Genomic DNA, 12,660 nt, shown 5'->3' with positions numbered 1-12,660 from the left:
CTGCGGCAAGTGAAATCAGCATATGAATCGAGAAACCCCGGCTCGTCATAATACCAAGGAGAATACCGGACAAGATAGGCAGAAAAACGATTAATCCACCTGTATTCTTGAATTTTCATCCGATGGCAAGCCCTGCAAACATCAACGGGAAAATCGTCAGCCAAGTGTTGTCCCAAAAGTATAATCCGGATTTATAAAAGGAATCGGATTTCCGTAGCCGAAATAGAACGGGAGACCGAACAGTATTATCGCGGTTGCAAAGATTCTCGCCGTCTATTTCAGTACGTTGTGCTGTTTTCTATTCATTGTTCAGTTCACCGGACTGTTTTATTCATGAATGAATTTATTTGCAACTAAATATCCCCTCTGCTTTGTTTAAAACACTTTAACCGATTTTGAAAATCTTCGATTGTCTGAATCGAAGCAGATGAAGTATGTTCCGGATCTTACTTTGTCGCCGTTTTTGTCATCGAGCATCCAAACGAAGCTGTGTTTTCCTTCATTAAAAAAATCTTCTGTAATGATTCGGACATTTCTTCCAAGAACGTCAAAAACAGTAATTTTTATATTTGTTTCCTGAGTAGCTGTTAAATAAATACAAAATCTGTCTGGTCCTTTGGATATGGAAATTTCCGGTGTGACAAAATAAATTGAAGGAGGGAGCTCCTCAATGTGATTGTAATGATCCCACCTGTCAAACCAAATATTGTTTGAAGAACTTTGTCTGTACAGTACGACACTCCCGTTTATGTCTAATCCATTCACACAAATGACTTGCGGAGGTATCAGAGCTGTAGGAGAATGATCGTTTAAGACTGATTTTGAACCCCATGTATAGAAATCCGCATTACAAAGAGAAACTCCCAGAGAATCAAAAGAACCGCCTTCGATAAGACAGGAAACTATCGGTCTGTCTTCGGTATAATTCCACCCGATTCTCATGTTCGGTTTGTATGAGCATCTGTTTCCGGTAACCGGCCAGTAATCTTCGCTAACCCAAGTTGATCCTCCGTTGCTTGAAAAGTTGAAGAATATTCTTGAAGCGTTTCCGGAGCCAAGTGTTAATACGGCGTAAACATAATTTGACGGATAGGAGTGATATTTTTGAGTCACAAGTACAGGATCAGCCCTCAACGTGTCAAAATCTGCAGAAATATATTGACTGGTTACTGTTCCGTTGTCGTATTTTGCGACTCGCATTCTGTAGTTGTTTTGGGTATAAATTGTGCCGACGTAGAATATTGTCCGTGAATGACACGCAACGGTAATCCCCATTGGAGCGTTAGAAGTTACGTGCGTAAGAAAAGACCATGTCAATCCTGTGTCTGATGAAAACATAGTGTTCCAGCCGGTTTCACCGACGTAATGGGCGTATCTTATCGAAGAAATGGCTATGGAAGGGTTTGAATCGGGAGAAACATCCATTGCAACCTGGAAGGTGCTGTCTGACGAGTTAAATGCCGAATCGAAACGATACCATCTTTCTGATACTCCGGGTCTGACTGCTCCGAAAAACAACCTGTAGCCTGAAGAATACTGAGAATCCGCCCAAACCAGATATATCTCGGGATTGACAGTTGTGTGCGGTTCCAGACGCATGTCAAAATCAAGTATCTTTCCTCCGTTTGCGACGTGATTTGAATAAAATACATTCCAGGAATACCCTCTGTCTGTTGAACGATAGATGAACAGGGTGTCCGTTCCGCCGTTGTGGCTTGACTGAAGGGCTGAGTATATATTTCCGGACGCGTCGTAATCAAAAGCCATGTTTTCTCTGGGAAGGCAGGCGCATTGATTTGTGACGAGTATATTCGGTCTCCAAAGAGGTGAAAATTTCGGCGGTTCTGTTGAAATGCTAATCTCTTCGTTTATTCTGAAGAAATCTGCGGGAATTTCATATCGGGAAAAGTCTTCCGTATCACAAACATTCTCGAACGAGCTTATTACGGGAATCGTGTAATCATCGCCTGAGGGACCTTTGGATTCAGCAAAAAGCAAAGAGATCGGAAAGAGAACAACAAAAAATAACAACTTTTGCATCTTTCCTCCTTTAATTTGTAACGCGACCAGATTATATTCTTTGGAAGGAGAGATTGCAAAATTTATTATTTATATTTTTTTTACCCAAGCATGAAAAACAATTCCTGATATCAGTCCAAAAAAACCTCCTGCGTAGCTGAAATTATGCATCGAACCGACTGTGATGAAATTGCCTGTGTCAGAAACGCCTTCGGGAATATACCAATTAAGACCGGATTCGGCGAGAAATAGCTTTCCGTATATTAAACCCGCAAAACCTGATTAAACTGTAATTAAAAAAACTAGTATTGCAGAAAAGAAAATATACTTGAGCATTTCTCCCCGATTGCGATGGACAAGACCGGTAAATCTCAACAAGACACCGATGGGTATTCCCGTCCACCACGTCGCGAGAAAACCGACTTTTGCTACACCAAGCCTTTCAGGATATGTCAAAGTTTCACCATTTTTTGTCAGTCCTAACTGAATGAATTTGAATTTTGTGTAGTATTCCCGCGACACCGTGTAGGTGAATTGGTCGTGAAGCATTCCGTAAATTCCAGCTATAAGAGGAGAACCAAGAACAGCGATTATCAAAATGAATAATTTTCCTTTATGGATCATGTCAAATTAAATATACCAAAAATTATGCATGAATAAACAAACCCGTAAAAATTTCAGGAGTTGTTTATTTGATGGCCCTTAACACCACAAAAGAACCTTTCCCGTGACCTTCAAGGGCTTCTTCTTCGCTATCCATCTCTTTTAAACCTCTGAATACGGTCTGGACCGATTTTAAATCCCGAAAACCGGTTTTTTCGAGCATTTCGGCGATTTCTCTAAAACTGTAAAAATTTGCTATTTTGTAGAATTCACTGCTGTTTTTTAATTTTTGATACAACTTTCCAATTGGGCTTTCTTTGTCTATGAAACCTACAAGAAAAGGGGCGCCATTTTTGAGGACCCTTTTTGCCTCTTGGAAAGACTGTTCGACATCGTCAATAAAACAAATAGTCGTCACCATCAGCGTGAAATCGAAAGCAAAATCTTTGAAAGGCAGATATTCGGCGATAGATCTGACTATTTGAATTTTTCTCTCTGCCGCGATTTTGGCCATTTTTACAGACGGTTCGACGCCAAAAGTCACACCAGTGGGTTCGGCGAATCTACCGGTGCCGACACCTATCTCAAGCCCTTGGCCTTTTTTGGGAATAAGTTTTTTTACTGCTTTGAGTTCTGATATATACGTGAAATGGTTTGTAAAAAACCAATTGTCGTATTCAAAAGTAAATTCATCAAAAGGTTTTGTTCTCGCCATAACTTTCACAGAGATTACCACCATCTCTTTAAGCGATCAAGTTTGAAATAACCCCTAATTGTAATAAATGTATTCCGATTTGTCAAAAATTACGGGAATTGACGAGAATTGAAAAGCATGAGGAAAATGATAAAATTAATGTTTTGCAAAAATAACAAAGTATAATTATAATTTAATTTGAAAGGCGTTTCTTCCCTGATAAGGAGGTGTGCTGGATTATGTTTATTCAACCTTGTTTCCCTTAAATTATTATATGATCAGAAACATGCAAAAGGAGGTCGTATGAAGGTTTTCGCGATGGTTCTCTTTACCGTGGTTTTCGGCGCTTCTCTTTTCGCCGAAATGGAGGATGGAGATTTTTATCTGCCGGGATATCTTCTTGAAAACCATAATCCGAAAGTAGATTTCTCTGCTTTTGATGCCGATTCTCTTTATTGGCAAGTTCTAACAAACATGACGGAAGGAAGATGCGGAGTGTACACGGGATACTACAGGTCAGAAAACGGTGAAACTCTTCACGTCCACGTCTTCGGCGGGAATCCGGCTCCGTGCACGCCTCATCACATTTTCGACGTTGTTTCTAATTCCTGGACCGCCGGGACACCAATGCCAATTGAAATGAGATACGGAGCATCGACGACATACGAAAATAAAGTTTACATGTTCGGAAGCTTTGCCTCCGGCAACATGTGTATGATTTACGACATTAAAGGAAATTCATATTCCAATGGCACTTCTATGCCCACAGGCCTCAACGACGTAAACATCGCTCTCGTAGAGGACAAGGGTCTGATTTACCTGATTGGCGGGGGTGATTCATGGACCGCTAATAATATTGTTCAGGTCTACGACATAGCTGGAGATTCATATTTTTACGCGACACCGCTGCCAGAAGGTGTGATGAGCGGCGCTTCAGGTTATCTGGGAAACGACACTCTCGTTTTAGCCACGGGTTATACATCTTCTTCTCAATGGTCCTCTTCGGTATACAAAGGTTATATAGACCCGGCAAATCCGGCGAACATAACATGGGCGGCCAGCGGCACAATTCCGGGTGTAGGCAGGAGAAGATGCGGATACGCTTCGTATGGCGACAAACTCTTCGTCATCGCAGGTCAGGATGGTTCTTATGGCTATCTTAATTCCTGTTACATGTATCAGTCCGATTCAGGCTGGGTTCAAATTCCAGACAAACCGAGTCTCAGCATGAACCACACCTGCGTAATTATGCCTATCACCCTTGTCGACGCCTCTGAAATGACGCTTTTTTCCCTTGCGGGTTACCTGAACAGCACCTATATGCCATACAACGAAGCTCTTCATACCGATATCATTCTCTCGGTGGAAGAACCGGAAATCCCAGGTCTGGGAGAATTCTATTTTTCTGTGATTTCAGGAAACCTGTCGAAAGATGATGTTAGAATAAGACTGAACCTGCCCCATCAGACGGACGTCAGATTTTATGTCTTCGACATGATAGGAAGAAAAATCAGATCAGAGGTTTTTTCAGGTGTGCAGCCAGGAGCTCACACCTTGACGTGGGAAAAGACATCTGAAGACGGACAGGTCGTACCCAACGGAACATACATATTCAGAATAGAAGCGGGTGAAAATTCTGTTTCGGGTAAAATTACAGTAGCAGAGTGAAATAAATATCAACGGCCGCGCATGTGCACGGCCGTTTTCTCTGAACTAATCCAAAAAGGTATTTTTAAATCGCGGTAGATTTTTTGGGCTCTTTTGGTGTATTGATCACTTTTTATGGTTTTTTTTAAAAACTTCCCATGTAAATAAAAAGATTTGGCAAGGTTTAGAGGTTCATCTATTTTTTCGAACAGGACAGAAGCTTTGGTGTAAGACTTTTCCGCTTTTAAGTTTTTACCAATGAATTCGAACACTTGGGCTGAGAGGAGGTAGTATTCAGCGAAAAAATGGTCTGTGTCGAGTATTTTTGCCCATTTTTCGGCTTTTTGAAGGTTTTCAAGGGCTTGAGTCGTATCTTCTCTTTCAAGAGCGAGCGTTGTTTTTACGCTGTGGTAGACGAAATTGTTCTCAGAAAATTTACCTAAATATGGCATAGATTTTTCGAGATTTCTTTTGGCTGAGTAAAAATTACCGCTATCCGAATTTACTCGAGCCCACATGGTTATAACTTTTCCGCATTCAGATACGTCTCCGATGGCTTTGAGTGATTTCAACGATTCCCTGAAAAGTTTTTCGGCGTTATCAAATTTTCCTTTTTCCGCTTCCACAAGTCCGAGTGTGTAAAGGCATTCAGAGGAGCTCTGCCTGTCTCCGATAGTTTTTGATACCCTGAGAGCTTTAGATAAAGTTTTTTTTGCCAGGTTTAACTTCCCCATTCTTAGGTGCAGGATGCCTATGTAAAATTCTACGTTGGCTTGAGACTTGAGGTCCCCGATATTCCTGAGTATTTCCAGGGAATTTTCTAAATAATTCCGAGCATTGGAATAATCGTTCATGTATAAATATAGTATCCCTATGTGCGCGAGATTGTACGAAACACCGGGTCTGTCTCCGATTTCATTCTTGATTGCCATGGATTGCTTGTAGAAGTCGAGCGCTTTTGAATATTTATGAAGTTTATAGTATACGAAGGCGATACTTGTCAAAACTCTCGACCTGTCGAATCTGTCGCCTTTCTTTTTTAGGACTTTGGACGCTTTTATCTGATAATGAAGAGAATTCTCCATGTTTGACATCTCAAAATATATCAATCCGATCAAATTGTAAGACCTGAATATCCCGCGTGTGTTTTTCGTTTCCAGGTAAACGTTAAGTGCTTTTTTGTAAGAGAGAAGGCTTTTTCTAAAATCGCTTCTGAGGTAGAAAATCCTTCCGGACATGATCTGACAATCAGCTTGCCCGTCGAGATCACGGATTTGTTTAAAAAATTTCATTGCGTTGGATAAATGCAATTGGGAATTTTCGTAGTTTCCATACATTGAATAAATGCCTGATAGCAACAAATCACATGCTGAAGCAATTTCAGGAACGTTAATTTTTTTTGCCAGTTTTAAGCATTTTTTCGCGCAGTTAAGAGCTTCTGCGTTATTTCCAGTGAAAGTGAGGATTTTGGATTTGATCAAAAGGGCTTTCACCAACCTGGATTCATCTCCTAGACGAACTGCGCAGATCTGTGCCTGCTCGCAGAATTTCAGAGCAAATTCGTTTTGAAACTTGGCGAGAGCGTTTTCAGCAGATACTATAGAGTATTTGAATGAATTCTCCCATTTTTCACTTTTAAAAAAGTGAAGGGATAGACTTTCGTTATAATTATGCTTTTTTCTTTCGTCAAGTTTTTTCAGGTATTTAGCTATACTTTCGTGTAATTCCTTTTTTTGTTTTTTTATTATTGTCTTGTAAGCGACTTCTTGCACAAGGTTGTGCTTGAACGAATAACAACCGTTGAGTTTGGTCAAGAATTGCAAATCCGACAGTGACGAAAGCTCTTTTTTTACATCACCGAGGTTTTGACGGACTAAATGGGCAAGAAGAGATTCATTGAGATCACTTCCTGCCACAGAGGCGGCTCTCAAGATGTTTTTCTGCACGGGGTCAAGCATGTCGATTCTCGAATATAGAACAGACACAACTGAATCCGGCAAAAGCTTATCATCGGAAAGTGAATTTCTTCCTGATGTATCGGTGTATGCCATCGCCTCCAGAAGATGCCTTGCTATTTCTTCAAGAAAAAAAGGGTTTCCGCCGGCTTTTTGGAGAATCTTTTGCTTGAGTTTGTAGTTTATTCTGTCGTCAGGTATTAGAGAATTTAAAACTTCTTTGCTCTGAGATATATCAAGAGGATCAAGTTCAAGATTCAGAAAACGATTGTGCAAATTCTTTATTAACTTGTCGCTTATTTCCTTGACATGTCCTTTTTTTTCAATCCTTGATAGAAGGATTAGATCCATGGACAATCTTTTCCAGTTTTCAGAAAGATAAGAAAGAAAGGCAGCTGAAAATCCGTCAATCCAATGGGAATCGTCAATTATGAGATAAACCTTTTTTTTTTGGCATAAAGCAGTGAGAATTTCTTTGACTGCTGAAAATGCTTCTAACCCTAAAGGCTTAGCCAGACCCAATGAACCTGGGTCGATGTTTTCAGCTGGATGTAATTCCAGGTCTGGTTCGAGCGACATTAAGGAATAAATGAATTTCATCTTTTCATAATTCATATTCAAGGAAAATGATTTTATTTTTTTTATAATCTTGTTTTTCTTTTGTTTTTCTGTTTCTTTCTTTTGTATTCCGAATATCATTTCAAGAAATTTTACAAGCGTGGAGTTCATAAGGCTTTCACTCATTGGGGGACATTGTAAAAAAAACACAAGATCGTTCTTGCCGTTGATTTGGCTTTTTTGATACTCCATTATGAATCTGGTTTTTCCTATACCCGCGTCTCCCCAAATGACAGCGGCTGATAGATCTTTTTCAGGTCTTTCGTTTATGAATTGGCGTAACTTGTCGATAAAACCGGATCTGCCGATAAAACTCTTGTCAATTCCCGCGAGAGATCTTTTGGATGAAGGCTCTTTTTTTAATCCGCGCAGTTTATAAACTCTTATTTCTTCTTTTATGCCCTTTACGCAGTAGGTTTCCAGTCTTCCGTAATCAGCAAAATGCCTGGTTTGTCTGAAAATATTTTCCGATACGTAAATCTCGTTTTTCATCGCGAGATTCATTATTCTCGATGCTAAATTAACCGTGTCTCCAAGAGCCGTAAGTTCATTTTTGTAAGGGGATCCCGTTTCGCTCCAAGCGATTATCCCGCTGTTTATTCCCGCGTGAATCCCAATTTTGAAATATTTACCGGTTATTTCGAATATCTTGAAATTTATTGAAGAAATTGAATCGAGTATTTCAAGAGCGCATTTAACAGATTTTTCAGGATCATCTTCTCCTGATTTTGGAATCCCGAACACTGCAATCACCGAATCTCCTTGATAACCCAGTATCAGACCTCCATTTTTGAGGATAATAGGGTTGATTGTTTCTGAGCTGGCTCTAATTATATCGGCGACTTCTTCAGGTTCCAAAGAGTGCGATAGTTCGGTGAAGCCGGATAGGTCTGCGAACAATATCGAAGCGAGTTTTCTTTCTTCCTGGGCGGAAATTTTTTTTAAAAATGCACCGCAATTAGCGCAATAATTTGATTTTTCAGGATTTTCAAAGCCGCAGGAAGCGCATTTCATGAAGAAATGATACTACATTGAATATACCTGTTCAAGGGATTAGGTTTACAAGATAAAGTTCAAGGTCCGGCCGAAAAGTCGAAATCTCAGGATCATTTTTTTCAAATGGAGGCTTCGAAAACTTTTAGATCCATTTCGATTTTTCAGCCAGACCCCCGAAAAGTTATAATGGTTTCACAGGAACGCAAATGTTTATTAAATGTTTTTTTTCTGGATGCTGATCGGGATCGTTCAGAGCCCATTCGAAACAAGGTCTGTCGTCGCAGGTGTATCCGCTTTTAGGAAACCATTCTCCGAAGACATTGTCCCATGCTTCCTGATATTGACTCTGATCGATTTCAAAATTCGCGAGGACGTACTTACCTTTGGGTACAGTCATCTTGCCAATTTCCCCATCGACATCCGTTTCGAACGGAACTGTCAGTCCGACGCTTACACGGAGCTTATCTGTGTCTGTTATCTCCGGGTTGTCATGATAGACCGATAAAAATTTTGCCTCTGGACTTGAAAGATACCCGCGGGGACCAGCCCACTTAATTATTTTTTCAAAAAGGCTTCTGAAAAGAGCGTCATCTCCTTTGTATGGTCCTATATGCCTGACATAAGCCAGACACATTTCAGGCAGTTCCTCGACTTTTACCGTTTTCGGTTTTACTGCAGACATTTTTTTCCTCCTTGCGTTTTGAAGGTGAAGCGATTTTTTTTCTCCGGAGTCTGTCGCTTCTTCATCGTACAACAGGGAGGGATTTTTTTCTTTCTCGTTTTTGCTATTGGCTTTGCTATTTTTGCTAATCGATTTTCTTTTTTTGCTTTCTACCGCGTGTCCGCCTCCTCTCCAGTCGCTGGCGCTCATGCCGTATTTTTCCTTGAATGCCCTCGCGAATGATGATGAGGTTGAAAATCCGCAATCAATAGCTATTTCGGTTATTGAAGAATTTCTTTTCGACAAAAGAGAGGAAGCCGCTTTTTCTAATCTCAGTCTGCTGATGAAGCTGTTCAGCGTCTCTCCGACGACCGAACTGAATATTCTATGAAAATGGTAGGGTGAAAAATTAGAAATTTCCGCAATATCATGCAGTCTTATCTGCTTGTCTAAATTTCTTTCTATGTAATCTATCGCTCTGTTTATGCGTGATAGATATTCTTTTTTGTTGTCAGAGTATCTTTTCATATATTTCTGTATAATTGTATCACAAAAATTGTTAAAGGATAAAAAAAAGTTGTTATGTAAATAGAAAACGGGATTTTTTTTAGTATAAAATGTCCAATAATTTGGTCTTTTTTGTTTTAAGTTGCTTTTTAATGTAATATAGATATTTATGACTTTTTATTCTTATGATTTTCTATATTTCAGCCTGACCCCACATATATTTGCAAAAAAAGTTTTTTTATGATAATATTTTCCAAAATGGAGGCAAATGTGTTTGATGCAGAAAAGATCGGAAAAAGATTTACAGAATACACCGAGTTGAGGTTTCACGAAAACTATAACGAGAAGATAAGTTTTATCAACGGAAGTTGCGTTGCCAACGATGAAAAAACCATCAAAGGTCACAGCGCGAGAGTTTTTAAAAATGGATTTTGGGGCTTTGCTTCCAATCCGAAAGATAAACCCGGTATCGCAGAAGAGTTGATAAAAAAAGCCCAGCAAAACGCTGAAATTTTGTCAAGTAAATTAAAAAATGGAGATAAAATATTCAGAAAACAGCAAGATGTTGTTTTTGAAAAAGACTTGTCGACGAAAAAAGCGAAAATGACTAGAAAAGAAAAGTTCGATTTTGTAAAAGATTTAGATACTCATGTAAAACAAAACTATAAAAAAGTTTCAAGCGTTCAGACTATTTATTCCCACTTGAAAACTCGAAAAGAACTCCTCACTTCCGAAGGAGCACACATAATACAAACCTTACCCAGATCATTTATTAGAATATCTTTGACTTCAGGAGAGAAAAATCAGCCTGTCAGCATTTCAGAATCATTCGGCGGACTTGGAGACATAGAAGACATATTTTCATCTCCCGAAGACCTATATTCTGATATTGGAATTCTTTACACAAAACTCATGGAAAAATGTTCGGGCCTCCAGGCCGAAGCCGGCTTGAAGGATGTCATCCTGGGAGCAGACCTTGCTGGGATACTGGCGCATGAAGCTATGGGTCATACCACAGAAGCAGATTTTGTCATGGGAGGGTCGATTGCCGCCGACCTCTTAAACATCAGAATTGCTTCGGATAAAATAAGTTTAACCGACTTTGCCCACACAGCTCTGGGAGAAACTTGCCCAATGCCAGTCTTCTATGACGATGAAGGAGTGGAGGGAAAAGACTCCAAAATTATTGAAAACGGCGTCTTGACCGGTTATATGCACAACAGAAGATCAGCAGCGTATTTCAAAGTAGAACCCACAGGAAACGCCAGGGCTTTCAGTTTCGACGACGAGCCTTTGATAAGAATGAGGAACACCTGCATACTTCCAGGAAAAGATAAACTTGAAGATATGATATCTTCTGTTGAAGACGGTTATTTTCTTGAAAATCCAGGAAATGGTCAAGCCGACTCCACGAGCGAGTTCATGTTCGCCGTGACGTTTGGTTACGAGATAAAAAAAGGAAAACTTGGAAAAGCTCTTCAGAACACTGCTATTTCGGGAAAAGCCGTGGACCTGTTGAAAACCGTCACTATGGTATCGGATCAAATGAAGTGGGTGAGTTCCGGAACATGCGGTAAAAAACAACCAATGCCGGTAGCGATGGGCGGGCCGGCGATCAAATGCAAAGTCAGTATCGGAGGAAATTGAAGTGGATAAAACCGAAGCAAAAGTCATACTGGATGAAATATTATCTCAAGGTGCTGAAAAATCGGCGCTTTTCAGCGTCCGGCAGGAGTTGACAGAATTAAATGTTGAAAAGGACAGCGTAAATTTTTTCAGGACAACCCAAAACGAAATAACAAACATTGAAGCCTACAGCCAAAACAAAAAAGCTGAGATTACAGTGAACGACTCTGGAAAAGAAGGGATAAAAAAAGCCGCGAAATTTTTGAAAGATACTTTAAATTCTTCCTTGCCGGATGAAGCTTACGAAATAAGCCCCTCTGATTTTGAAAAAACTTTTCTGGGAAACTCAAAAGAGCCGGAAAAGGAAAAAATGATAGACGCATTTTCAATTTTTTTGTCGGATGCGAAAAGAAAATATCCAGAGATAATATTTTCCGACACGACATTTTCACACAAAAAAAGCAAAATCATCTACGCAAACACTCGTGGGTGTTATTTAGCAGAAGACAAGTCGTACTACAGTCTCTCTCTGTTTTTTACAGCGAAAAAAGGGGACGAGATCTCTTCTTTCAATTATCTTTATTTGGATAAACCCGAAATCTCGGAAAATCTGATTTCTACGGGCGTAATAGACGAAACACTTCAAAAATCTGCCGAGCAAATAAAAAGCAAAACAATGGGGTTTAAATTCAAAGGAGATCTTGTGCTGACCCCAAAGGCGTCTTTGGCTTTTATGGACGATTTTCTTTCACCCTTGCACGAGGACAGGCTAATATCCGGAACGAGCATATACAAAGACAAGCTTGAAGAAAAAATTGCCTCGGACATTCTCAACGTGAAATTTTCGCCACTCTCGGACCTTTCTGTAAGCAAAGATAATTTTACTTTTGACGGATTCTTGACAAAAGACATGGGTGTTATCGAAAATGGTTTTTTAAAAAATTTCATTGTCTCTTATTACGGCTCGAGAAAAACCGGATTACCGAGATCTTTGAATATGAACGACAATTACATGGAAATACTCCAGGGAGAAACGGACTTGGATCTAATTATAAGCGGCGTGAATAAAGGAATTCTCATGGATAGATTTTCCGGAGGAACCCCAAGCGTGAACGGACAACTGTCCGGAGTATGCAAAAACAGCTACTACATCGAAGGCGGAAAAATAAAGTATCCGGTCAAAGAAGTCATGATGACAGGCAATACTGCTCAAATGCTCCTTGACGTAAAAGCGGTATCCAAGCAGACCGTTGACTTCGGAAAATCAAGAGCTCCTTATATTCTGATAAAAAACGTTTTATTTTCTTAGATACGCTGTTTTTGTCTGCTTGACA

At 39.9% G+C, this 12,660-nt stretch carries 8 protein-coding genes; 3 read left to right on the top strand and 5 right to left on the bottom strand.

The features are described 5' to 3' along the window. Nucleotides 1-375 precede the first annotated feature (375 nt). From JXA84_00780 to JXA84_00770, 3 genes are all read right to left on the bottom strand, one after another. Nucleotides 376-2,040, bottom strand: a complete 1,665-nt coding sequence (locus JXA84_00780; protein ID MBN1149740.1) for a hypothetical protein — start codon at nucleotides 2,038-2,040, stop codon at nucleotides 376-378. A 261-nt stretch (nucleotides 2,041-2,301) separates the two neighbouring features. Then, nucleotides 2,302-2,616 (bottom strand): hypothetical protein, encoded by a 315-nt coding sequence (locus tag JXA84_00775; protein ID MBN1149739.1) that lies wholly within the window; start codon nucleotides 2,614-2,616, stop codon nucleotides 2,302-2,304. Nucleotides 2,617-2,707: 91 nt separating this feature from the next. Next, entirely contained in the window at nucleotides 2,708-3,337 is a 630-nt protein-coding gene (locus tag JXA84_00770) for a class I SAM-dependent methyltransferase (GenBank protein MBN1149738.1), read from the bottom strand. A 282-nt stretch (nucleotides 3,338-3,619) separates the two neighbouring features. Here JXA84_00770 and JXA84_00765 point away from each other — a divergent pair, with 282 nt between their 5' ends. Next, nucleotides 3,620-4,984: a hypothetical protein gene (locus JXA84_00765; protein MBN1149737.1), complete on the top strand. Its 1,365-nt coding sequence runs from the start codon at nucleotides 3,620-3,622 to the stop codon at nucleotides 4,982-4,984. An 8-nt stretch (nucleotides 4,985-4,992) separates the two neighbouring features. Here JXA84_00765 and JXA84_00760 read toward each other — a convergent pair whose 3' ends face one another. Next, nucleotides 4,993-8,550 (bottom strand): tetratricopeptide repeat protein, encoded by a 3,558-nt coding sequence (locus JXA84_00760; GenBank protein ID MBN1149736.1) that lies wholly within the window; start codon nucleotides 8,548-8,550, stop codon nucleotides 4,993-4,995. A gap of 163 nt (nucleotides 8,551-8,713) precedes the next feature. After that, nucleotides 8,714-9,721: an AraC family transcriptional regulator gene (locus JXA84_00755; protein MBN1149735.1), complete on the bottom strand. Its 1,008-nt coding sequence runs from the start codon at nucleotides 9,719-9,721 to the stop codon at nucleotides 8,714-8,716. A 237-nt stretch (nucleotides 9,722-9,958) separates the two neighbouring features. Between JXA84_00755 and JXA84_00750 the strand changes: the two genes are divergently transcribed. Both JXA84_00750 and JXA84_00745 read left to right on the top strand, forming a co-directional pair. Continuing rightward, on the top strand, nucleotides 9,959-11,347 hold the full coding sequence (locus JXA84_00750; protein MBN1149734.1) for a TldD/PmbA family protein: 1,389 nt from the start codon (nucleotides 9,959-9,961) through the stop codon (nucleotides 11,345-11,347). 1 nt (nucleotide 11,348) lies between these two features. Further along, on the top strand, nucleotides 11,349-12,635 hold the full coding sequence (locus tag JXA84_00745; protein MBN1149733.1) for a TldD/PmbA family protein: 1,287 nt from the start codon (nucleotides 11,349-11,351) through the stop codon (nucleotides 12,633-12,635). Nucleotides 12,636-12,660: the final 25 nt, after the last annotated feature.

The sequence above is a fragment of the candidate division WOR-3 bacterium genome, assembly GCA_016926475.1.
In the GTDB taxonomy this organism is placed as follows: Bacteria; SDB-A; SDB-A; order SDB-A; family SDB-A; genus JAFGIG01.
Note: the sequence above shows the minus strand (reverse complement) of the source record. Positions and strands in the feature narration are given on the sequence as shown.